Origin of the sequence: Pseudomonas sp. JAI111 (assembly GCF_024809425.1) — a bacterium.
Lineage (GTDB): Bacteria > Pseudomonadota > Gammaproteobacteria > Pseudomonadales > Pseudomonadaceae > Aquipseudomonas.
In genome coordinates, this window is record NZ_JANUCB010000009.1 from 220222 (window position 1) to 243721 (window position 23500).

Annotated in this window: 20 protein-coding genes; 4 read left to right on the forward strand and 16 right to left on the reverse strand. The window is 59.8% G+C overall.

The genetic code is table 11. The features are described from left to right. Positions 1-4: 4 nt before the first annotated feature. The 3 genes from HNR03_RS25075 to HNR03_RS25085 are packed head-to-tail and all read right to left on the reverse strand — an operon-like array spanning position 5 to position 3059. Positions 5-871, reverse strand: coding sequence for a carbohydrate ABC transporter permease (locus HNR03_RS25075; RefSeq protein ID WP_208669050.1), 867 nt, complete (start codon positions 869-871; stop codon positions 5-7). Then, positions 868-1965, reverse strand: a complete 1098-nt coding sequence (locus HNR03_RS25080; RefSeq protein WP_208669051.1) for an ABC transporter ATP-binding protein — start codon at positions 1963-1965, stop codon at positions 868-870. The genes HNR03_RS25075 and HNR03_RS25080 overlap by 4 nt, the downstream gene beginning before the upstream one ends. After that, positions 1965-3059, reverse strand: a complete 1095-nt coding sequence (locus tag HNR03_RS25085; RefSeq protein ID WP_090185704.1) for an ABC transporter ATP-binding protein — start codon at positions 3057-3059, stop codon at positions 1965-1967. Before HNR03_RS25085 ends, HNR03_RS25080 begins: the two co-directional genes overlap by 1 nt. A gap of 389 nt (positions 3060-3448) precedes the next feature. Between HNR03_RS25085 and HNR03_RS25090 the strand changes: the two genes are divergently transcribed. After that, complete coding sequence (locus HNR03_RS25090; protein ID WP_259156511.1) at positions 3449-5311, forward strand: sigma-54-dependent Fis family transcriptional regulator; 1863 nt, start codon at positions 3449-3451, stop codon at positions 5309-5311. A 251-nt stretch (positions 5312-5562) separates the two neighbouring features. Further along, positions 5563-6435 carry an undecaprenyl-diphosphatase UppP gene (gene uppP, locus HNR03_RS25095; RefSeq protein ID WP_222587632.1) on the forward strand — a complete coding sequence of 291 codons (873 nt, stop codon included), beginning with the start codon at positions 5563-5565 and terminating at the stop codon, positions 6433-6435. Between the two features lie 60 nt (positions 6436-6495). On the opposite strand, the gene cysS is transcribed toward uppP, so the two are convergent. Further along, complete coding sequence (cysS, locus tag HNR03_RS25100) at positions 6496-7878, reverse strand: cysteine--tRNA ligase (protein WP_090185713.1); 1383 nt, start codon at positions 7876-7878, stop codon at positions 6496-6498. 15 nt (positions 7879-7893) lie between these two features. Further along, positions 7894-9594 (reverse strand): glutamine--tRNA ligase/YqeY domain fusion protein, encoded by a 1701-nt coding sequence (locus HNR03_RS25105; protein ID WP_222587634.1) that lies wholly within the window; start codon positions 9592-9594, stop codon positions 7894-7896. A 260-nt stretch (positions 9595-9854) separates the two neighbouring features. Here HNR03_RS25105 and HNR03_RS25110 point away from each other — a divergent pair, with 260 nt between their 5' ends. Together HNR03_RS25110 and lpxH are read left to right on the forward strand one after the other, a co-directional pair. Next, the gene (locus tag HNR03_RS25110) at positions 9855-10361 is read left to right on the forward strand and encodes a peptidylprolyl isomerase (RefSeq protein WP_090185718.1); all 507 of its coding nucleotides are present in this window, start codon (positions 9855-9857) and stop codon (positions 10359-10361) included. Next, positions 10358-11110 carry a UDP-2,3-diacylglucosamine diphosphatase gene (lpxH, locus tag HNR03_RS25115; RefSeq protein WP_259156520.1) on the forward strand — a complete coding sequence of 251 codons (753 nt, stop codon included), beginning with the start codon at positions 10358-10360 and terminating at the stop codon, positions 11108-11110. The genes HNR03_RS25110 and lpxH overlap by 4 nt, the downstream gene beginning before the upstream one ends. Before the next feature lie 135 nt (positions 11111-11245). Here the strand turns inward: lpxH and HNR03_RS25120 are convergent, their stop codons facing one another. The 11 genes from HNR03_RS25120 to HNR03_RS25170 all read right to left on the reverse strand — a co-directional run bounded on the left by HNR03_RS25120 (position 11246) and on the right by HNR03_RS25170 (position 23360). After that, on the reverse strand, positions 11246-12775 hold the full coding sequence (locus tag HNR03_RS25120; protein WP_259156522.1) for a DHA2 family efflux MFS transporter permease subunit: 1530 nt from the start codon (positions 12773-12775) through the stop codon (positions 11246-11248). Positions 12776-12939: 164 nt separating this feature from the next. Beyond that, entirely contained in the window at positions 12940-14142 is a 1203-nt protein-coding gene (locus HNR03_RS25125) for an efflux RND transporter periplasmic adaptor subunit (RefSeq protein WP_259156523.1), read from the reverse strand. A 15-nt stretch (positions 14143-14157) separates the two neighbouring features. Continuing rightward, positions 14158-15627 carry an efflux transporter outer membrane subunit gene (locus HNR03_RS25130; protein WP_259156525.1) on the reverse strand — a complete coding sequence of 490 codons (1470 nt, stop codon included), beginning with the start codon at positions 15625-15627 and terminating at the stop codon, positions 14158-14160. Then, positions 15624-16097: a MarR family winged helix-turn-helix transcriptional regulator gene (locus tag HNR03_RS25135; protein WP_259156527.1), complete on the reverse strand. Its 474-nt coding sequence runs from the start codon at positions 16095-16097 to the stop codon at positions 15624-15626. The genes HNR03_RS25130 and HNR03_RS25135 overlap by 4 nt, the downstream gene beginning before the upstream one ends. Positions 16098-16292: 195 nt before the next feature. Beyond that, the gene (locus tag HNR03_RS25140) at positions 16293-17612 is read right to left on the reverse strand and encodes an OprD family porin (protein WP_259156528.1); all 1320 of its coding nucleotides are present in this window, start codon (positions 17610-17612) and stop codon (positions 16293-16295) included. 192 nt (positions 17613-17804) lie between these two features. Next, the gene (locus HNR03_RS25145) at positions 17805-18638 is read right to left on the reverse strand and encodes a phosphodiesterase (protein WP_259156530.1); all 834 of its coding nucleotides are present in this window, start codon (positions 18636-18638) and stop codon (positions 17805-17807) included. 25 nt (positions 18639-18663) lie between these two features. Further along, entirely contained in the window at positions 18664-19695 is a 1032-nt protein-coding gene (locus HNR03_RS25150; RefSeq protein ID WP_259156532.1) for an ABC transporter ATP-binding protein, read from the reverse strand. After that, positions 19692-20486 (reverse strand): ABC transporter permease, encoded by a 795-nt coding sequence (locus HNR03_RS25155; protein ID WP_018925473.1) that lies wholly within the window; start codon positions 20484-20486, stop codon positions 19692-19694. The genes HNR03_RS25150 and HNR03_RS25155 overlap by 4 nt, the downstream gene beginning before the upstream one ends. Then, complete coding sequence (locus HNR03_RS25160; RefSeq protein ID WP_259156536.1) at positions 20483-21352, reverse strand: iron ABC transporter permease; 870 nt, start codon at positions 21350-21352, stop codon at positions 20483-20485. The genes HNR03_RS25155 and HNR03_RS25160 overlap by 4 nt, the downstream gene beginning before the upstream one ends. Continuing rightward, on the reverse strand, positions 21353-22357 hold the full coding sequence (locus tag HNR03_RS25165) for an ABC transporter substrate-binding protein (RefSeq protein WP_259156538.1): 1005 nt from the start codon (positions 22355-22357) through the stop codon (positions 21353-21355). Further along, positions 22341-23360, reverse strand: coding sequence for a substrate-binding domain-containing protein (locus HNR03_RS25170; RefSeq protein WP_064618828.1), 1020 nt, complete (start codon positions 23358-23360; stop codon positions 22341-22343). Before HNR03_RS25170 ends, HNR03_RS25165 begins: the two co-directional genes overlap by 17 nt. Positions 23361-23500: the final 140 nt, after the last annotated feature.

A 23500-nucleotide genomic window follows, 5' to 3' on the forward strand; every position in this document is an offset into this window, starting at 1 on the left:
GACCTCAGCGGTTGGCGTCAGAGTGAGTCATGGCGGTGTAGAACAGCCAGGACACCAACAGGATGATCAGGAAGTACACCAGCGAGAACGCGGCGGCCGGCCCCAGGTCGAATTGCCCTACAGCCATCTGGGTCAGGGTCTGACTGAGGAAGGTGGTGGCATTGCCCGGGCCGCCGCCGGTGAGCACGAACGGCTCGGTGTAGATCATGAAACTGTCCATGAACCGCAGCATCACCGCGATCAGCAGCACACTCTTGAGCTTGGGCAACTGGATGTGGCGGAACACGGCCCAGGCCGAGGCCCGATCGATCCGCGCCGCCTGGTAATACACGTCGGGAATGGCCCGCAACCCGGAGAAACACAACAGCGCCACCAGCGAGGTCCAGTGCCAGACGTCCATCACCAGCACCGTGACCCAGGCGTCCATGGTGTTTGCCGCATAGTTGTAGCTGATGCCCATGGCGTTGAGGCTCGACCCCAGCAAGCCGATATCGGCGCGACCGAAAATCTGCCAGATGGTGCCAACCACGTTCCATGGAATCAGCAGCGGAATCGCCAGGATAATCAGCACCAGCGAAGACCAGCGGCCCTTGGTCGGCATGGTCAGGGCGATGGCGATGCCCAGCGGGATTTCGATCAGCAACACGCAGCCCGAATAGATGAACTGGCGCAGCAGTGACTCGTGCAGCCGTGGGTCCAGCAGCACCTGCTTGTACCAGTCGGCACCGACGAAGTAGCGGCTGGACTGGTCGAAGATGTCCTGCACCGAATAGTTGACCACGGTCATCATCGGGATCACCGCACTGAACGCCACCAGCAGGAACACCGGCAGGACCAGCCACCAGGCCTTGTTGTTTTGCACCTTGTTCATGGCTGAGTCTCCAGCAGGTAATCGTCGGCATAGACCATCAGCCACTGCGCCGGAAAGCTGATGTAAGCCGTGCCTTCAGGCACGGGCTTGTCTTCGGCCAGGCGCACCTTCAGCGGCGCACCGTCGAGGTTCAGGGTCATGATCTTGTAGGTGCCGAGGTCTTCGACGTGTACGACGTGTGCCTGCATCGCGTCATCTACCGGTTCGTCCCACACATGCACGAACTCGGGACGGATGCCGACCTTCAAGGTTTTCCATTGCGATTCGGCGATGCGTTTTTGTTGCGCGTCAGACAACGGCAAATGCGTCGAAGCAAAACCGACACCGCCCGGTTGTGGCTGCACCTGAATCAGGTTCATGCCAGGGCTGCCGATGAAATAGCCGACAAAGGTGTGACTTGGCCGCTCGAACAATTCGCGCGGCGTACCGAACTGCACGATTTGCCCGCCGTACATCACCGCAATCTTGTCGGCGAACGTCGAAGCCTCCAGCTGATCGTGGGTGACGTAGACCATGGTGATGTTGAACTGCTCGTGGATCTGCTTGAGCTTGCGCCGCAGCTTCCATTTCAGGTGCGGGTCGATCACCGTCAGCGGCTCATCGAAGAGGATCGCCGAGACGTCATCGCGCACCAGCCCGCGGCCCATGGAGACTTTCTGCTTTTCATCGGCGGTGAGGTTGCGCGCCTTCTTGCTCAGCAGCGCCTGGAGGTCGAGGACCTCGGCAATTTCCTGCACCTTGCTGTGAATTTTCGCCTCGGCCATGCCTTGGTTGCGCAGCGGGAAGGCCAGGTTGTCGAACACCGTCATGGTGTCGTAGACCACCGGGAACTGGAAAACCTGGGCGATGTTGCGTTTCTCCGGGGTCAGATCATTGACCGCTTTGCCGTCGAACAGGACATGGCCCTGGGACGGACTGAGCAACCCGGAAATGATATTGAGCAACGTCGATTTGCCGCAGCCCGAAGGACCGAGCAACGCGTAGGCCCCACCCTGCTCCCAGATGTGGTCCATCTCGCGAATCGCGTAATCCTCGGGGCCGGTCGGCGTGCGGGTGTAGCTGTGGGCGAGATTCTGCAAGCGTATTTCGGCCATCAGGCAACCCTCGCGATACGGCGACCGGGCGCCTGGACCAGCCGCCCCTGCGCATCGAACACAAACAGTTTATGGGTCGGGATGTAGATGCGGATCGGTGCATCGACGTCGTACTCGTGCACGCCGGGCAGGTGCAGCACCAACAGGAAATGTTCGTTGCGCACGTGCAAGAACGTTTCAGAGCCGCTGATCTCGGCCACCTCGACGGTCACCGCCAGTTCCAGGTCATCGTCGTTGCTCGGCACCAGCGAAATGTGGCTGGGGCGCACGCCGAAGCGGAACTCGCCCTCGCCCACCGGGCGCAAATCCACATTCAACGGAAAGTGCACGAAGTTGGCGAAACTGACCTCGTTGCCGGCGATACGGCCCGGCATAAGGTTGATCGGCGGCTCGGAGAACAACTCCGCCGCCAGCACTGTTTGCGGCTGGTGATAGACCTGCGAAGACTTGCCGCTCTGAATTACCCGGCCTTCGTGAAGAATGGTCGTGGTGCCACCCAGCGCCAGCGCTTCGTTGGGTTCGGTGGTGGCGTAAATGGCGATGGTGTGGCGAGCCTTGAACAGCTCGCGCATTTCCTGGCGCAGTTCCTCGCGCAGTTTGTAGTCCAGGTTGACCAGCGGTTCATCAAACAGGATCAGTTCGGCATCCTTGACCAGCGCCCGGGCCATCGCCGTGCGCTGTTGCTGGCCGCCGGACAGTTCGAGGGGATGGCGCTGGAGGAATTTCTCGATGCGCAGCATCTTCGCAGTTTCCAGCACTTTGCTCTGGATCAGCTCGTTGGAAACACCGCCCTGGCGCAAGGGTGAGGCGATGTTCTCGAAGACCGTCATGGTCGGGTAATTGATGAACTGCTGATACACCATCGACACGTTGCGCAAACGCACCGGGCGCTGCGTGACGTCGACGCCGTTCATCAGGATGCGGCCGCTGTCGGGCTTGTCCAGACCGGCCATCAGGCGCATGAGACTGGTTTTGCCGGACAGCGTGCGCCCGAGCAAAACGTTGAAGGATCCGGGTTCGAAACTCAGGTTCGCATCGTCGATCCAGGTCTGGCCCTCGACGGTGCGGCTGACGTGCTCCAGGGTTAATGACATGGCTCGGCCTTTTTTATTATTTGGAGTCAAGCGACACCAGGCACAGAGCGAGTTTCATGCCAGAAAATGCAAACCGTTGATCCGCCTTGAAAAACTTCGAAACAGCGGCAAGCCGGCTTTCGTTGCTGAACAGAAATGAACAGTCACGATTGAACAACTGAACAATCGAACCGTTGACAATGAACAATAGTGAACAACACTCTACGGATGTTTTGTGCCTCCCTTTAAGCAAGGCCAGAATTACAGAACCTGTGGGAGCGGGCTTGCTCGCGAAAGCGGTCGACCAGTCAATGTTGATATCGACTGCCCCACCGCTTTCGCGAGCAAGCCCGCTCCCACAGGGGAATACCTATAACAACAATAAAAGTGTTTCTCAGAGGCTGACCTTCATGGCCGCACCTGCCCCCGGTTTATCCCACGACGCCATCATCCAGGACTCCTGGTCCCGTTGCCGCGCGTTTGGCCTCAATCATCAGAGTGCCCCGGCGTTCGATCAGTTACCGGCGGCAGACATCGCGCACTTGCTGGAGAGCCAGCATTCACTGGTGCAGACCACGCATCAGGAAGTCCTGCCGTATTACGAAAACATTCTGAGCAACTCCAATTGCCTGATCATGCTCGCTGACAAACAGGGCCAGGTGCTGACCTCATGGGGCACTCAGCGCTTCATCGAGCCGAGCCTGACCCGCGGTTTCAACGCTGGCGCCAGCTGGATGGAGCGTTGCAGCGGGACCAATGCCATCGGCACCGCGCTGGCCTGCGAGCAAGCGGTGCACATCGAGCACGATGAGCACTTCCTCAAGGCCAACCGTTTCATGACCGGGTCCGCCGCGCCGATTTTCGACGCCGAGCGCAAGGTGATCGCGGTGCTGGACGTGTCCAGCGACAGCTACCTGCCACCGTCCCACACCCTTGGCATGGTCAAGATGATGAGCCAGACCGTGGAGAACCGGCTGATCCTCAACCTGTTCCATGGCCAGCACTTTCAATTGACCTTCAATACCGGGTTGAACAACCTCGACAGCCAATGGGCCGGGTTGTTGATTTTCGATGAAACCGGTCAAGTGCTCTCGGCCAACCGCCGTGCCGATAACTTGCTGGGCATCAGCCTGTCGCGGGTCAGCGTTGAAAGCCTGTTCAAAGTCTCGCTACTGGAACTGCTGAACCAGCCCGAAGGCCTGCCTTTTTCCCTGCAAGCAGCCGGTCGCAACCGCTTTCAGTGCGTGCTGAAACGGCCGAAGCAGGCACCGATCCAGGCGCGGCTTTTCTCTGAAATGAAGAGCACTGAACCCGCGCGCACCGAACCTGCCGAAACAGCGCCTGCCGCGATCAGCCTCAACACCCTGCACTTCGGCGACAGCCGCGTGGAAAAAGCCGTACGGCAGGCCGAGCGTTTGCTGGAGAAGGACATTCCGCTGTTGATTCACGGTGAAACCGGGGTCGGCAAGGAAGTGTTCGTCAAAGCTTTGCATCACGCCAGCTCTCGCAGCAAACAGGCGTTCATTGCCGTGAACTGTGCCGCGATCCCCGCCGAACTGGTGGAGTCCGAGCTGTTTGGCTACGAGAAAGGCGCATTCACCGGCGCCAACCAGAAAGGCAGCATCGGACTGATCCGCAAGGCCGACAAAGGAACGTTGTTCCTCGATGAAATCGGCGACATGCCGCTGCCGACCCAGGCACGGCTGTTGAGGGTGTTGCAGGAACGTTGCGTGCAACCGGTGGGCAGCAGCGAGTTGTTCCCGGTGGATCTACGGATCATCTCGGCGACTAACCGCTCGTTGCGCGAGCAAGTGCAACTGGGGCGCTTTCGCGAAGACCTGTATTACCGCATCGGCGGCTTGACCCTGGAGTTGCCGCCGCTACGGGAACGCAGTGACAAGCAGGCGCTGTTCAAACGCTTGTGGGAGCAACACCGAGAACCCTCGCAATGGGCCGGGTTGAGTCGCGAGGTGATGGAATTGTTCGGTCGTCATCCGTGGCCGGGGAATTTACGCCAGGTCAGCAGCGTGATGCAGGTAGCGCTGGCCATGGCCGAGGAACAGCCGGTGCGGCCGGAGCATTTGCCGGATGATTTCTTTGTGGATCTGGAGATGGAGCCGGTTGAAACAACGGAGCCGCTGGCGGCTGACTTGAATGATGCCGAGGATTTGAATCGGTTGTTGCAGGCGGCCGGGGGGAATATTTCCCATCTGGCGCGGCGGTTGGGGGTGAGCCGAAATACCCTATACAAGCGGTTGCGTCAGGCTGAGTGACGGGTTGGCTTGGCGGGCCTCTTCGCGAGCAAGCCCGCTCCCACACTGGATTTTCGTCGATTTGATCTTTATGGATAACACCATTCCCCTGTGGGAGCGGGCTTGCTCGCAAAGACGCCAGTTCAATCACCGCAAAACCATCAACTAAACCATTGACCGAACAGACTACTCTGTGACGAAATGTTTCAGCTTTTTACCTCATGTCTTTGATTCAGAACTTCCCTCCTCCTGATCCTCACAGGATAAGCGCTTTGACCAACATCTGTTCTACCGGCCTCGATATCGGCTTCGCCTCACTGGATTACCTGCAAATCGGCTTCCTGGGCATCGTTCAGGGCATCACTGAGTTGTTGCCCGTGTCCTCCACCGCGCACATGCGCATCGTGCCCGCCCTGCTCGGCTGGCCGGATCCCGGCTCGGCGTTTTCCGCGGCCATGCAGTTGGCCGCACTGGCGGCGGTGGTCAGTTATTTCTGGCGTGATGTCAGCCAACTCGTTAGCGGCAGTATCGGCGCCGTACGCCAACGCGATTACAGCAACCAGTGGTTTGTCCTGGCGGTGGCCATCGTACTGGCGACCATTCCTATCGGCATTGCCGGCATCGCGTTGTCTTCGACGCTCAACGCGTGCAACTCGCCGTTGCGCGGGCTGATGGTGATCGGGATTTCCTGCGTGGTCATGGCGGTGTTGTTGGCGGCCGCCGAACTCAGTTGCCAGCATCGCCGCACCGTAGGCGAAATGCGCCTGCGCGATGCGCTGATCGTCGGTATTGCGCAGATCGGCGCGCTGATTCCCGGGGTGTCGCGTTCGGGCTCTACACTCACAGCCGCGCTGTTCCTCAACTTCAAACGAGAAGAGGCTGCACGGTTCTCCTTTTTGCTGGGGCTGCCCGCCATCGCCCTGGCCGGTTTGAAGGAGCTGTGGGTGTTGTTCCATGCCGATCTGCCCGCGCAAGCCTGGGCGCATCTGATTTTCGGCCTGGTGATCGCCAGCATTTCGGCATTTTTCGCCATCTGGGGCCTGATGCGTTTTCTGGAGAAGTTCTCCACTTGGCCGTTTGTCATCTACCGCGCAGTGCTCGGGATCTTCCTGATTGTCGCGGTCAGCACCGGTCTGCTGAGCTGACCCCCCCCAGAAAAAACAAAACCCGCACAAGGCGGGTTTTGTTTTTTACGGATCGGACAATCAGTCAGCCAGACGCCAGGTCGTGCCGCCCTTGCCGTCTTCCAGCACCACGCCCATCGCGGTGAGCTGGTCGCGGATGCGGTCGGATTCGGCCCAGTCCTTGTTGGCGCGCGCATTCAGGCGAGCCTGAATCAGTGCATCGACTTCAGCCGCATCGACCCGCCCTTCGGCACCGGCCTGCAGGAAGTCATCCGCCTCAAGCTGCAACACACCCAGCACGCTGGCCAGCTCTTTCAAGCGCGCCGCCAGACCGGCCGCCGCCTCAAGATCGCTCTCGCGCAGACGGTTGATCTCGCGAACCATCTCGAACAGCACCGCGCAGGCTTCCGGTGTGCCGAAGTCGTCGTTCATCACCTGGGTGAAACGCTCGACAAAGGCTTCGCCACCAGCAGGCGCCACGTTCGGCAGGCCTTTCAAGGCGTGGTAGAAACGCTCGAGTGCGCCTTTGGCGTCCTTGAGGTTGTCTTCCGAATAGTTGATCGCGCTGCGGTAATGGCTCGACACCAGCAGGTAACGCACGACTTCCGGGTGGTACTTTTCCAGCACGTCGCGAATGGTGAAGAAGTTGTTCAAGGACTTGGACATCTTCTCGCCATTGATGCGAATCATGCCGCAATGCATCCACGCGTTGGCGTAGGTCTTGCCGGTCGCCGCTTCGCTCTGGGCGATTTCGTTTTCGTGGTGCGGAAACTCCAGGTCGCTGCCGCCGCCATGAATGTCGAAGGTCTCGCCCAGGCAGCAGGTCGACATCACCGAGCATTCAATGTGCCAGCCCGGACGACCGTCGCCCCACGGCGATGGCCAGCTTGGCTCACCCGGCTTGGCGCCTTTCCACAGCACGAAGTCCAGCGGATCCTGTTTGGACTCGTCGACTTCGATCCGCGCGCCAATGCGCAGGTCTTCGATCTTCTTGCGCGACAGCTTGCCGTAGCCCATGAACTTGGCGACGCGGTAGTACACGTCGCCATTGCCCGGTGCGTAGGCGTAACCCTTGTCGATCAGGGTCTGGATCATCGCGTGCATGCCAGGAATATGCCCGGTGGCGCGCGGTTCCATGTCCGGCTTCTTGATGTTCAGGCGCGCTTCGTCTTCGTGCATCGCCGCGATCATGCGCTCGGTCAAGGCTTCGAACGACTCGCCGTTCTCGTTGGCCCGATTGATGATCTTGTCGTCAATGTCGGTGATGTTGCGCACATAAGTCAGGTCATAGCCGCTAAACCGCAACCAGCGGGTCACCAGGTCGAACGCAACCATGCTGCGGCCGTGGCCCAGGTGGCAGTAGTCGTACACGGTCATCCCGCACACGTACATGCGCACCTTGTTGCCATCCAGGGGCTTGAAGACTTCTTTGCTCTTGGTGAGCGTGTTGTAGATCGTCAGCACTTTAGGTTCCTTGAATCACTGGCCCCACGAATCACGCAGGGTCACGGTACGGTTGAATACCGGTGCGCCCGGTTTCGAGTCCTTGATATCCGCGACGAAGTAGCCTTCGCGCTCGAACTGGAAACGGTCTTCCGGCTGTGCATTGCCCAGCGAGGGTTCAGCACGACAACCGGTGAGGACCTGCAGTGAGTCAGGGTTGATGTTGTCCAGGAAACTGGCGCTGTCTTCGGCCTTCTCCGGGTTCGCAGAGCGGAACAGACGATCGTACAGACGCACTTCGCACTCGACGCTTGCAGCTGCCGGCACCCAGTGCACCACGCCTTTGACCTTGCGGCCTTCAGGGTTCTTGCCGAGGGTTTCCGGGTCGTAGGTGCAACGCAGTTCGACGATGTTGCCATCGGCGTCCTTGATCGCTTCGTCGGCACGGATCACGTAGCTGCCGCGCAGACGCACTTCGCCGTTCGGCTCCAGGCGCTTGTAGCCTTTTGGCGGCTCTTCCATGAAGTCATCGCGGTCGATGTAGATTTCACGGGCGAACGGCAGCTTGCGCACGCCTAGTTCTTCTTTCTGCGGATGACGTGGCAGTTCGAGGTTCTCGACCTGGTCTTGCGGGTAGTTGGTGATCACGACTTTCAACGGACGCAGCACGCACATGGCGCGCGGGGCGTTCGCGTCCAGGTCCTGACGGATGCTGAATTCGAGCATGCCGAAGTCGACGACGCCGTCGGAACGGTTGGTGCCGATCATGTCGCAGAAGTTGCGGATCGATGCCGGGGTGTAGCCACGGCGGCGGAAGCCCGACAGCGTGGACATGCGCGGATCGTCCCAGCCATTGACGTGCTTTTCATCGACCAGTTGCTTGAGCTTGCGCTTGCTGGTGATCGTGTAGTTCAGGTTCAGACGGCTGAACTCGTACTGGCGCGGGTGCGCCGGCACCGGCAGGCTGTCGAGGAACCAGTCGTACAACGGACGGTGGCTTTCGAATTCCAGGGTGCAGATCGAGTGGGTGATGCCTTCGATGGCGTCCGACTGACCGTGGGTGAAGTCATAGTTCGGGTAGATGCACCATTTGTCGCCGGTCTGGTGGTGATGCGCGTGACGGATGCGATACATGATCGGATCGCGCAGGTTCATGTTCGGCGACGCCATGTCGATCTTGGCCCGCAGCACACGAGCGCCGTCCGGGAATTCGCCGGCACGCATGCGGGCGAACCAGTCGAGGTTTTCTTCCACGGAGCGGTCACGGAACGGGCTGTTCTTGCCCGGCTCGGTCAGGCTGCCACGGTATTCCTTGGCCTGTTCAGGGCTCAGGTCGTCGACGTAGGCCTTGCCGGCCTTGATCAGCTCGACGGCCCAGTCGTGCAACTGGTCGAAATACTGCGAGGCGTAGCGCACTTCACCGGACCATTCAAAGCCCAGCCATTTGACGTCGCTTTCGATCGCGTCGATGTATTCCTGGTCTTCCTTGGCCGGGTTGGTGTCGTCGAAACGCAGGTGCGTGACGCCGCCAAATTCCTGGGCCAGGCCGAAGTTCACGCAAATCGACTTGGCGTGACCGATGTGCAGGTAACCGTTGGGCTCAGGCGGGAAACGAGTGACGATCTGCGTGTGCTTACCCGAGTCCAGGTCCGCCTGGATGATCGGGCGCAGGAAATTGACCGGCACGGCAGGGCCGGTCTTGGAATTCGAGGTAGGGTCGACAGTGGGCTTGCTCATAGGATCCTTGAACGTACAAGTGCGCGGCCAGTTGGCCAAATCAAAGCGGCTGTTAAATCAAAGGGGCTTATCATAGCCGATGCCGTCAAGTCGCTGACAGAGCAGGCCCGAAAACGGCTGCATTTAATCGGATGCAAATGAAAAACAGCCTCGAAATTCGCGCCCGGCACGCTAAACTGCGCACCTTGGCCGAATCTGGCCGGACCGGTTGAGGGCTTCAATGCCTCGAAACCCACGAATTCATTGATAGAGTACCGATCATGACCCAAGTCAAACTGACCACCAACCATGGCGACATCGTCCTGGAACTGAACGCTGAAAAGGCACCGCTGACCGTTGCCAACTTCATCGAGTACGTCAAAGCCGGTCACTACGAAAACACCGTTTTCCACCGCGTCATCGGTAACTTCATGATCCAGGGCGGCGGTTTTGAGCCAGGCATGAAAGAAAAGAAAGACAAGCGCCCAAGCATCCAGAACGAAGCCGACAACGGCCTGCCGAACGTGAAATACAGCGTTGCCATGGCCCGTACCATGGAGCCGCATTCGGCTTCCGCCCAGTTCTTCATCAACGTGGCTGACAACAGCTTCCTGAACCACAGCGCCAAGACCACTCAGGGCTGGGGCTACGCCGTATTCGCCAAAGTCGTTGAAGGCACCGACGTTGTCGACAAGATCAAAGGCGTTTCCACCACCTCCAAAGCTGGCCACCAAGACGTACCTGCAGACGACGTGATCATCGAGAAAGCCGAGATCATCGAAGCGTGATACTGCTGATTTCAGACTTGCATCTGGAAGAGGAGCGCCCGGACATTACCCGGGCGTTTCTGGATTTGCTCGCCGGACGTGCCCGCTCGGCGAGTGCGTTGTACATCCTGGGCGACTTTTTCGAAGTGTGGATTGGCGACGATGCCATGACGCCCTTTCAGCGTTCCATCTGCCAGGCCCTGCGCGATCTCAGCGACAGCGGCACGGCCATTTTTCTGATGCACGGCAATCGCGACTTCTTGCTCGGCAAGGCCTTTTGCAAACAGGCCGGCTGCACGTTGTTGAAAGACCCGAGCGTCGTACAGCTTTACGGCGAGCCAGTGCTCCTGATGCACGGCGACAGCCTCTGCACCCGCGACGAAGCCTATATGAAGCTGCGTCGCTACCTGCGCAACCCCGTCACCCTGTTCATCCTGCGCCACCTGCCCTTGGGCACCCGGCATAAACTGGCGCGCAAGCTGCGCAGTGAAAGCCGTGCGCAGACGCGGATGAAAGCCAATGACATTGTCGATGTCACGCCACAGGAAGTGCCGCGGATCATGCAGGAATATGGCGTAAAGACCTTGATTCACGGGCACACCCATCGCCCGGCGATTCACAAGTTGCAGATTGGCGAACAAGCGGCCAAGCGCATTGTGCTGGGAGATTGGGACCGCCAGGGGTGGGCATTGCAGGTGGATGAGCAAGGGTTTGCACTGGCGCCTTTCGATTTCGCCCCGCCGCCGCAACTGGCAGCACCGTCGACCTGATAGACCTGATAGACCCGATCGTTCCCACGCTCTGCGTGGGAATGCCTCAACGGACGCTCCGCGTTCGGCTTCGGAAGGGACGCAGAGCGTCCCGGGCTGCATTCCCACGCGGAGCGTGGGAACGATCTTGCTGAATCAGTGACCGCTGGCGGCCGGGCCTGCTTTAGCGGCGAACGGTGGTTTTGCCAGCCAGACAATCACGATCAACCCCATGAATGCCCACCCCAGCAACGTGAAGTAATCCACCGTCGACAACATGTACGCCTGACTGGTCAGCACGTGATCGAGCTGCGCGTACGCCGGATTGCCCGCGCCGCCCAGATTGTTCAGCGCCTCGCGGGTCGCCGGCTCATAGGTGCTGATACTTTCACTCAAATACGCATGATGCTGGTTCGCCCGGCGAATCCAGATCCACGTCGTCAACGACGCCGCGAAGCTGCCGCCCAGTGTTCGCAGGAACGTCGCCAGGCCTGCACCATCGGCGATCTGGCTCGGAGGCAAGTCCGACATCAGAATGCTCAAGGTCGGCATGAAGAACAGCGCCACGCCAATACCCATGAACAGTTGCACCAACGCGATGTGCTGGAAGTCCACCTCGTTGGTGAACCCGGCACGCATGAAGCAGCTAAGGCCAATCGCCAGGAAGGCCAGCCCGGCCAGCAACCGCAGATCGAATTTGTGCGCGTATTTGCCGACAAACGGAGACATCAGCACCGGCAGAATCCCGATGGGCGCTACTGCCAGACCGGCCCATGTCGCTGTGTAGCCCATTTGCGTTTGCAACCATTGCGGCAGAATCAGGTTAATGCCGAAGAAGCCGGCGTAGCCCAACACCAGCACCAGCGTGCCGATGCGGAAGTTGCGATAGGCAAACAGGCGCAGGTTGACCACCGGGTGTTTGTCGGTCATTTCCCAGATGATAAACACCGCCAGGGCAATCACCGAAATCGCCGCGCCGATGAGGATGAAGTTCGACTCGAACCAATCCAGGTCGTTGCCCTTGTCGAGGATCACCTGCAACGCGCCGACGCCAATGATCAGCGTGATCAAGCCGACGTAGTCCATCGGTTGACGGCTGGTTTCCACCGGGCGCGTTTTCAGTTGCTGGCGCACTACCATTGCCGCAAAGATCCCGATCGGCACGTTGATAAAGAAAATCCACGGCCAGCTGTAACTGTCGGTGATCCAGCCGCCAAGGATCGGCCCGGCAATCGGCGCCACCACCGTGACCATCGCCAGCAACGCCAGGGCCATGCCGCGTCTGGCGGGCGGATAGACCGCGATCAGCAACGTCTGGGTCATCGGGTACAACGGCCCGGCAACCAGACCTTGCAGCACCCGAAACCCGATCAGCTCCGGCATTGAAGTCGAGATACCGCACAGAAACGAAGCCAGTACGAACAGGATGGTCGCCCAGAGAAACAGCTTCACCTCACCGAAACGCCGACTCAGCCAACCGGTCAGCGGCAAGGCAATGGCGTTGCTCACGGCAAATGAGGTGATCACCCAAGTGCCCTGCTCCGAGCTCACGCCCAGGTTTCCGGAAATGGTCGGCAGCGCCACGTTGGCGATGGTGGTGTCGAGCACTTGCATGAAGGTCGCCAGCGACAGGCCGATGGTACTGAGCAGCAGGCTGGGCGGGGTGAAAGACGCGTTATTGCTCATCGCGAATCCTTTGAAACCTGGTTGGAGCTACGTCTGTTACAGACGCAGCTGACCCTGTGGGAGCGAGCCTGCTCGCGATAGCGGTGGATCAGTCGACATCGTTGTTAACTGACACACCGCTATCGCGAGCAAGCTCGCTCCCACAAGGGCGGTGTCATGGCGAATCAGCGTTGAACGGTTTTGCTGACCGCTGCGCTGTTGTCGTGGATCAACTGAGTGATCATCGTGTCGGCCTCGGCCAACTGACGGTCATACACGTTGGTGCTGAACGAAGCCTTTTGCGGCGGCTGTTGCGCCAGCACCGGGCCGCTCTGGTCATGCAGGTTCACATCGACCTGAGTCGAGAGGCCGACCCGCAGCGGATGCTTGGCCAGTTCTTCGGCATTGATGTGGATCCGCACCGGTACGCGCTGGACGATCTTGATCCAGTTGCCGGTGGCGTTCTGCGCTGGCAGCAAGGCGAACGCGCTGCCGGTCCCGGCGCCGAGGCTGTCGATGGTGCCGCTGAACTTGACGTCGCTGCCGTACAGGTCGGTCTCAATGTCCACAGGCTGGCCGATGCGCATGTCACGCAGTTGGGTTTCCTTGAAGTTGGCGTCGATCCACAGCTGATCCAGCGGAATCACCGCCATCAGCGCAGTGCCTGGCTGAACCCGCTGGCCCAGTTGCACGGAGCGCTTGGCCACATAACCGGTGACCGGCGCGATCAAGGTGCTGCGCGAATTGTTCAGGTAAGCCTGACGCAGCTGCGCGGCAGCCGCCATCACGTCTGGATGCGACGACACCACGGTGTCGTCCACCAACGCGCTGGTGGTTTTCAGTTGTTGCTTGGCGTTGGCCAGGGCGTTTTGTGCCGAGGTCAGGTCGTCGCGAGCGTGGGACAGTTCTTCCTGGGAAATCGCCCCGCCAGCGGCAAGGTTTTTCCGCCGATTGAAGTTGTCTTGCGCCTTTTGCACTTCTGCTTGTTGGGCGTTGACCTGGGCTTTCATGCCGTCGACGTTGCTGTAGAGGCCGCGAACCTGACGCACGGTGCGGGCCAGGTTGGCCTGTGCACTTTGCAGACCGACTTGGGCATCGTTCGGGTCAAAGTTGATCAGCACCTGGCCTTCATGGACCAGGTCGCCGTCGTCAGCACCGATGCTGACAACGGTGCCGGTGACCAGCGGGGTGATTTCCACCACGTTGCCGTTCACATAGGCGTCGTCGGTGCTTTCATTCCAGCGCCCGTAGAACTCGTGATAACCCCAGACACCGATACCGGCGAGGATTACCACGATGGCGAGCACCACCAGCATGATTTTGCGTTTGCGCGGATTGCTCGTGTCTTGAGCATTGTCCGGGGCTTGAGATGTATCGGCAGTGGCCATGACAAATACCTTGAATTAGTTGTGCTGCGTGGCTGGGGTTGCGTTGGCTGCGGTCAGGGTTTCGCCTTGGAAGCCGCCGCCCAGCGCTTGCATCAGTTGGATCGATAAGTCGATCTGCTCGGCATTCAGGTTGGCCAGCTGACGCTGGGCCTGGAGCAATTGCTGCTCGATGCTGAGCACGTCCAGGTAGTTGCCGATGCCGGAACCGTACCGCTGGACCACGGTGTTGTAAGAATCCTGGGCAATGTCGGTGGCGTGTTGCTGTGCCCCGATCTGCCGGCCGATATCGCGCAACTGGTTGATGGTGTCGCTGACATCACCCAGCGCTTTCACCAGGCTTTTGTTGTACTGCGCCACAGCGAGGTCGTAATCGGCGTCGCGGGAGTCGAGGTTGGCGCGCAGGCGGCCGCCATCGAAAATCGGCACGGAAATGGTTGGCGCGATGTTGAAGAAACGGCTCGCCGAACCAAACATCGCATCGCCCAGTAAAGATTCGGCACCCGCCGCCGCGCTCAAGTTCAAGTTGGGATAGAACTGGGTTTTGCCTGCGGCGATGTTCTTGCTCGCGGCTTCGACCCGCCAGCGTGCAGCCACCAGATCAGGGCGACGACCGAGCAATTCGGCCGGCAACACCGACGGCAACGCAACGGCGCTGGCCTGAAGGACTTTCGGCCGGGCAATTTCGTTACCGCGGTCAGGGCCTTTGCCCAGCAGCACGGCCAGGGCAATTTTCGCGCTTTGCAGGCGTTTTTCGGCGTCGATCAGGCTGGCTTCGGAGCTCGCTTCCAGGCTTTCGGTTTGCTGGAACTGGTACTGACTGTCGATCCCCGAACTCAAGCGACGCTGGCTCAGGTCGAGCATTTGCCGAGTACGTTTGAGGTCTTCATTGGCCAGGTCATAAATGATGTGCGCCTGGCCCAGATCGCTATAGGCACGGGCCACATCGGCCGACAACGTCAGCTGCGCGGCCTGCTGATCGACTTCGGCCGCACGGGCCTGGCCCAGCGCCGCTTCCCAGGCGTCACGCTGACCGCCCCAGAGGTCGAAGTTGTAATTGAAACTGGCGCCGATATTGCGCACGGTGGAGTAAGTGCCGCCCTGCCCGCTCGGGTCTTGATCGCGGGACAGACGCGAACGGCTGACACCGGCGCTGGCGTCGAGGGTCGGCATGCGCGCAGCGTCGGCGGCATAGGCAGCGGCGCTGGCCTGATGCGCACGGGCGTCGGCGATTTGCATGTCGGGGCTGTCGTGCAGGGCTTCGCGGATCAGACCATCGAGTTGCGGATCGCCCAGGCTGGTCCACCAGTCGCTTTTCGGCCAGGCCGCCGGCGACAGGGTTACGCCGGTGAGGGATTGTCCGGCCTTGAGGTTTTTCGCATCGAGGCTGACGCCCTCGGTGGTCAGGCCGCTATAGCTGGCGCATCCGGCCAGGGTCATGGCCACCAGCACCAGGCTCAAACCGGCACGCAGGGTTTTACTGCTCATTTGTCACCTACCCGCAGCAAGGTGATCGAGTCACCCGCCGCCACCAATATTTTCTTGAGGATCTGTTCCAGGGTTTTCAGCTCATCCGGTGTGATCGCGCCAGCCAGTTCATTCATGGCGTCGGCACCGATGTGGGGCAGCCGGTCGGCGAGCTTCTGGCCGTCTTCGGTCAGCACCAGTTGCACTTGACGGCGATCCGCCTCGGAACGCTGGCGAGCGAGGAAACCTTTCTGTTCCAGACGATCGAGCATGCGGGTCATCGAACCGCTGTCCAGCGACAGGTGCCGGCACAGCTCGGCCGGCGTATCGACACCGAACTGGGCCATGATGATCAGCACTTTGAACTGCGCGGCAGTGATGCCGTGGGGCTCCATGTGCGTGTCGATGATCCGGTCCTTGAGCAGCGCAGCGCGCCCGAGCAGGAGGCCGAGATGGCAATTCTGGAATTCGTCTGGCGTGAAATGTTTCATCTGACCACCAATTAGCTGCCTAGGCAGAGAATGTATGACGAGATGTTACTGCCTAGGCAGCGAATGTCAACGTAATAGTTAGGTTGCTTTGTATTTAGCTGATCGGCGGCGGGGGGATAGAGGGGTCAATCGTCGGCAGGAACAGGTTCACCCACATGATCGTGAACCTGTTCGCCGATGGGCTTGAAGGCGGGCTTACATCAGGGGAATGGAATAGCTCACGATCAGGCGATTCTGATCCTGATTGCGGGCGATATCGCTGCGTGACATCGCGTTGCGCCAGCCGAAACCGACGTTCTTCAATGCGCCACTTTGAATCACATAATCCAGGGAGATATCTCGCTCCCATTCGCTCGCGTCCTGGCCGCTTGTCGTCTGGATGTTGTTGCCCTTGAGATACATGACCGACGCCTTCAGACCCGGAACTCCCGCGGCGGCGAAGTCGTAGGCATATTGCGCGAAAGCGGTCCGTTCGCCGGCCTGGATGAAGGTTTGAATGGTGCGGTCGGTGTACAGATAAAGACTGGCGCCGCCCTCGCCTTTGTCGACCAGACCGCCTTGATTGAGTTGAGCAAAGTTGCTGTCATCGGAGACGCTTTGATAACCCGCTGTAATGGCATGGCCGCCTAACGAGTAAATGAATGCCGCACTCCAGGTATCGTTGTCGATTTCACCCGTCCCGCCTTTGGTATAACCACCTAACTTGTAACCACTGGCACGCCCGGCGGCACTGCTGTTCTTGCCATCGGAAGTGGTCTTGAAATATCGCAAGTCGGTTTTCAGCGAGCCGTACTCACCCAACGGCAGTACATGCAATACACCGGCGAAATGCTGTTGGTAATAGTCTTCAAGGTTGGCGTAGTAATACTGGGCAGTCAGGTCTTTAGTCAGTTTGTAATCAGCGCCGGCGAAGGTGAACTTGTTGCTTTCCTGGTTGGCACCCGCTACCGCCAGGCCGGCACTGTCGCTGGAACCGCGGCCAGTGGCATGCTCAAGTTGGCCGGCGGTAAAGGTCAGATTATCGAGTTCGTTGCTGGTGACCTGACCGCCTTCAAAGGTTTGCGGCAGCAGTCGACCATCGTTCGCCACCAGAATCGGCAACTTTGGCTGCAAGGTGCCGTAGCGCAACTCGGTCTTGGAGAACCGCATCTTTGCCGTCGCGCCGGCACGCGCCCATTGATCCGCGGCCTTATCGCCATCACTGGGAATCATTGAACTGCCGACATGCCGTCCTTCACCGCTGTCGAGCTTGATCCCAAGCAAACCGATCGCATCCAGACCGAAACCCACCGTCCCGTCGGTGAACCCCGACTGATAGTTGAGCATGAAGCCTTGGCCCCATTCTTCGGTTTTCGACGGCGCGGCGGCACCGTCGCGGTTATCGTTATTGAAATAGAAGTTACGCAAGTTCAAGTTGGCTTTGCTGTCATTAATGAAATCAGCAGACGCCAAGGGACTCAGGGCCATGCCCAAACCGCCGGTCAAAAAACTTAATACTTGAAACGAGGCTTTCATCAGGGCGAACTCCAGCGCAGAAACCATGTTCTGTGCGCAGTAAAAAGACAGCAGGAAGCAACGGGCCCACCAATGGATAAGCCCGAGCATTAAGTCATCATTGACATAAACGTCGTGTAAACAGTGCTAAGTGGCCGTCGTTAAAACCTCCCCAAGCTAAATAAGGACAGCATCGTCATCGTCCTGGTCTTATCAGTCGATCAATCCATGAACGTCATAAAACGGATAAGGCCCGGCGTATTCACCGAACACGGCGTTGTGGGTCACCAGACCTTGTTGCGGATGCCAGCGATGCACCAGGTACCCCGCCGGCTCCAGATTGAAATGTGCGGGCGCGAATGCCTCCAGATCCAGCACGATCTGGTGGGAAGTGCCGGGGCACACACAACTCAGCGAGCCGCCGAAGCGGCGCTGCATCGGCCGATGCAGATGCCCACAAAGCAAGCGCTCTACCTGCGGATGGCGAGCGACGAGCGCTTCCAACGCGGCGGTATTGATAAACGGCTCGTGGTCCATGTGGCCGATGCCGGTGATAAAGGGTGGATGATGGAGAATCAACAGCGTCGGTACATGGGGGCGACGGGACAATTGCTCTTCGAGCCAGCGCAACTGGCTGTCCAGCAATTGACCGCCATGGGCGCCCGGCCGGGTCGAGTCCAGACCGATCAGGCGTACCGGGTGCTCCTCGACCACCCAATCGAGCGGCGCGTTGGCGTTAGTCGGCAAATAAGTGTGATGGGTAAATCCCACCAATAGCTGCTCGCGATCATCGTGATTGCCGGGAACCAGATAGACAGGCATGTGCAATCGCGCCAGTTCGCGCTTGAGCACCGCGTATTCATCGGCACGGCCGAAATCCACCAGGTCGCCGCTGATGACCACGATGTCAGGGCGCGGTTGGCTGGCATTCAAATGATCCACCGCGCGCCGCAACGCGCCCAGACAATCGACCACACCGTAGGTCAGCTTTTGATCGGCTTTAAGGTGCAAATCGCTGATCTGCGCAATAAGAAACGGACTGTTCAAAATAAGTGCTCTTAAACAAAAAACATCACGAATGCAGGGTGAACAACACGTGTGGCTCGATGGCCAGGGCAATCAGCGCGCCGGTGGCATGAATGACGCCGTCAGCGCTGTCGACCAGCAATGGCTGCCCGGCCCCGACGTCCACCAACAGGCGACTTTGCGCCCCCTGGAAAAACTGCCCGACCAGACGACCGCGCACATGCCCTGCACCGTCCATCACCCGCAAATGCTCAGGACGGCAGTAAACCGTCGTCGGCACAGGGATGCCCTTCCAGGGCAACTCGCCACCGCTGACCTTCAAGCCATGGGCGGTCGGTTCGATCACCGGGAACGCATTGAGGTTGCCGACGAAACTGGCGACAAACGCGTTGGCGGGTTGCTGATAGATGGCTCGTGGCGTGGCCAGTTGTGCGATGCGTCCGCGCTCCATGACCAGGATCCGGTCCCCCAGCGCCATGGCCTCGCCCTGGTCGTGCGTCACAAACACCGAGGTAATGCGCAAGCTGCGCAGCAGTTGATCCAGCTCGCTGCGCAGCCGTTCGCGCAACTGCGCATCCAGCGCTGCCAACGGCTCATCAAGCAGCAACACCCGAGGCCGGGGGGCCAACGCACGGGCGAGTGCCACCCGCTGACGCTGGCCGCCGGACAACTCGTGAATGCGGCGTTTGCCGTGATCCTGCAGGCCGACCAGTTCCAGTAACTCGGCGCAACGCTTGTTGCGTTCGGCGGGCGACAGGCCTCTTATCTTCAGGCCGTAAACAATATTGCCGGCCACGTCCAGGTTCGGAAACAACGCGTAATTCTGAAACACCATGCCCACGTCGCGGCGCTCGATGGGTAGGTGTGTGACGTCACTGTTGGCAAAGAAAATCTGCCCGACATCCGGGCGCTCAAGGCCGGCGATCATGCGCAACGTGGTGGTTTTACCGCAACCGGACGGGCCAAGGATCGCCAAGGTTTCCCCGGCCTCGATCGTCAGGTTCAAATCGTCTACAGCTACGGTGCCGTCAGAGAACGCCTTGCGGCAACCCTGCAGGCGAATAGTGGTTCCAGTCATCGACGCTCTCCACGAGAAAGACGGGCGCTGATGGCCTGCAACGCAATCAGCAGCGGCACGATCATCAACAGAAATATGAGGGTGTAGGCGCTGGCCACTTCCAGCCGCGCCGAGGCATAGCTGTCGGCCAGGCCCACCGGCAAGGTCTTGGTCATCGGTGTGTGGAGCATCCAGGTCAGGTTGAACTCACCCAGCGACAGGGTGACGACCATCAGCACTCCGGCCAGTATCCCGGCCCGACAATTGGGCACCACCACACTGAAGAAACGCTTGATCGGCCCGGCACCGAGGCTCGCCGCCGCCTCTTCGAGCGTCGGCAATTGCTGGCGCTGCATCACCGCCATTACTGGGCGCACCAGAAATGGCAAGGTAAACAGCACATGACCCACCAGGATAAACAGCCAACTGCTGCGAAACTCGCCGAATTGCCCATAGGTCAGCAGCAACGCCAAGGCACTGGCCAAGCCCGGCATGGCCACGGGTAACACCATCAGCTCTTCGAATGCACGGCTGAAGCGGTTGTTCATCCGCACCAGGGCATAAGCCGCCGGCACGCCGATCACGCAAACACACACGGCACAGGCAACCGCCAACCGCAGTGATAACCAGACCGTCGGCGAGTAGCTTTGCCAGACCTGAATCAACCAGTCGAACGTCAGGCCACTGGACACCCCGACGAAGTAATTGCGCGTCAGCCCCGCCAGCAACGACATCAGCACCGGCACCAACATGAAGGCACAGACCAGCAGGGTAAAAACCAGCTGTGCGATAAACAGCGTTGTTCGTTTCACAAAACCGTCCCCGACTGTTTAGCCACGCGCCGTGCCAGCAACAGCACCGCCCAGGTGACTGCTCCGAGGATGACCGACAGCGCAGCGGCCACGGTGAAATTGGCGTAGTTGGTGAACACGTTATAGATGGCCACGGGGGTCACGTTCAGCCGCGTGCCCAAGGTGAACGCAGTGCCGAAAGCGCCCATCGACGTCGCGAAACAAATAGCGCCGCAGGACACCAGCGCGGGGGCCAACCCCGGCACGATCACGTCGCACACCACCCGCCAATGTCCGGCGCCGAGTGAGTGCGCGGCTTCTTCCAGACTGCGATCCAGGCTTTCACACGCGGCCATCACTGTGAGAATCACCCGCGGAATCGAGAAGTACAGATAACCGATGAACAGCCCCGTCAGCGAGTAAGCGAAAATCCAGCGCTCGCCCGCCAGCTCCAGACCGAGCGAAGCGAACAGGCCTTGTCGACCGGCCAGCAGAATCACCAGAAAGCCGACCACCACCCCGGGAAACGCCAGCGGAAACGTCAGCAGCGCAACCAACGCCGAGCGCCCGAAGAACTGTTGGCGAGCGAGAAACACCCCGCTGATGCCACCGACCAACAACGCCGCCAGTGTCACCAACGCCGCAAGGAGACAGGTCTGCACCAGGCTGCCAAGGTATTGCACACTACTGAGCACTTGCCAATAGCCACTGTCGCTGCCCTCGCGCCCCTGCCCACCCAGCACAATCAAATGCGCCAGCGGCAACAGCCAGAACGCGAGCAGAACCGCTGCCGCCGGGGCCAGCGCCCAGACAGCCGTTGGGCGCAAGCGCTGCAAAACATCGTGGCGGGACGAGACGTCCTGCACGTTGAGCGGCACAGTCGTCACTTACTTGACCTCACTCAGATAGCGCGCAGCAAAGGCTTCCTGCACCGCCGCCATTTTTTCGTAATCGACCACGCCGGCGCGGGCATAGTCACTGTCCGGAAGGAACTGCGCGGCGACGTCGGCCGGCATCTTCATCTCACGAACCGGACGCAGATATGCCTTCGCCCACAACGCCTGCCCCTGGTCGGACAGCACAAAATCCAGGACCTTTTCGGCGTTGGCGCGATGCGGTGCGTTGTCGACCACGCTCATCACGTAAGGCACGCTGATGCTGCCTTCCCTGGGGATCACGAAAGCGACGTTCGCCTTGTCTTTGTAGCGCGCACGGTAAGCGTTGAAGTCGTAGTCGACCAGAATCGGCAGCTCACCGGAAAGCACCCGCGCATACGCGGTTTGTTTCGGCACGATGGGCGCGTTTTTCGCCAGTTTCTGGAAGTAATCAATGGCCGGCGCAAAGTTATCCAGGGTTCCTCCCATCGCCTGATTAATGGCGACCGCGGACACGTAACCGACGAATGCACTGGATGGGTCGAGGTAGCCGACCATGCCTTTGTACTCAGGCTTGAGCAGATCAGCCCAGCTCTGCGGAACCGGCAAGCCACCCAGCGCATCGACGTTGACCATGATTCCCAACGTGCCGGAATGAATTGCAAACCAGTGCCCCTGCGGGTCTTTCAACCCCGTCGGAATCTGCTCCCAGCCTTTGGGTTTATAAGTCCCGACGACTCCGGCTTTTTGTGCCTGTAGACCGAATGTCACGCCGTAATACACCACGTCCGCCACTGGCGCGGCGTGCTCGGCAACCAACTGCGCCAGGGCCTGGCCAGAGTTTTTATTGTCCAGCGGTACCTGCACACCTGTGGTGTCGGCAATGGCCTTGAGTTGAGTGCCCCAATCTGCCCATTCCGGTGGACAGTTGTAGCAAATCGCCGTTTCAGTGGCCTGGGCCAGGCTGGCCACACCGCACAGCCATAACGCTGCCAGGGTTTTAGTGAAGCGGGTCATCGAGTTTCTCCTCGTAGGGTTGAGTACTTTCGCCTGGCCGGACATGGCAAGGCAGGCAATGGGAAACCGGGGCAGCGCCAGCAATTTGTGCCAGCAATTGGTCAATGACCGTGCTGGCCAGCGTTGCAATTGGCTGCACCACGCTGCACAGCGTGGGATGCATTTGCGTGCCCAGGGCGATACCGTCGAAACCGATCACTGACAGTTGCCCAGGCACATTCCAGCCGTGTCGGCGCAGTTCGGCGATCAGGCTGATCGCCAGCAAATCGTTGGAACAAACCAACGCGCTGGGCGCCTGTGGTCCGGACAAAAAAGGTTCAAGGGCGGCGAAATCGGCTTGGGTATGGGCGGGCATTTCGATCACCGGCAAGCTGTCGAGGCCGTGTTCACGCATCGCGTCGCCATAACCGGCGTAACGCAGACGGGCACGGTCAGACTGCAAGGCCGGGCCGGCGACCATGCCAATGCGCCGATGCCCCGCGTCCAGCAAGTAACGCGTGGCCAGTGCCATCCCGGCGCGGTTGTCGACCGACACCGCGCTGTAATCGGGATTGCTCGGTTGGTGATAAGCCAACACAAACGGCGTGTCCTCGCTGGCGAGGCTTTGCAGCACGCGGTTGCTTTCGGCATCGGTGACGGTCAGCACCAGCCCGTCAACCCGCTGGCGCAACAACTCCTCGACCACCGCGCTTTCACGCTCGCTGTTGTAATCGGTGGTCGCCAGCAACAAATTGTAGCCACGCAAACGCGCGGCCCGCTCCATTGCCTGGAATTGCTCGGCGAACACCGGATTGAGGAGATTGGGGACCACCACCCCGATCAGGTTGGTGGTTTGCAAACGCAGTTGACGGCCGAGGCGATTGGGCCGAAAACCCAGTTCGCGGGCAGCGGCGAACACTTGCTCGCGGGTCGCCGGACGCACCACTTCAGGGGAGGCGAAGGTCCGCGCGGCAGTCGCCCGCGATACACCTGCCAGTCGTGCAACTTCTTTCAAATCAGTCATTGTCGCTCGCTTGAGATCGATCTCATTGGCGAGAACATTACTCAGCGAACATGGCGTTCATGCGATTAAAAAATGACATTTTTATGTCAATTGCGGCATCCGATTACGCCCCTCCCGCTCAACGGATTTGAGCACAGGCG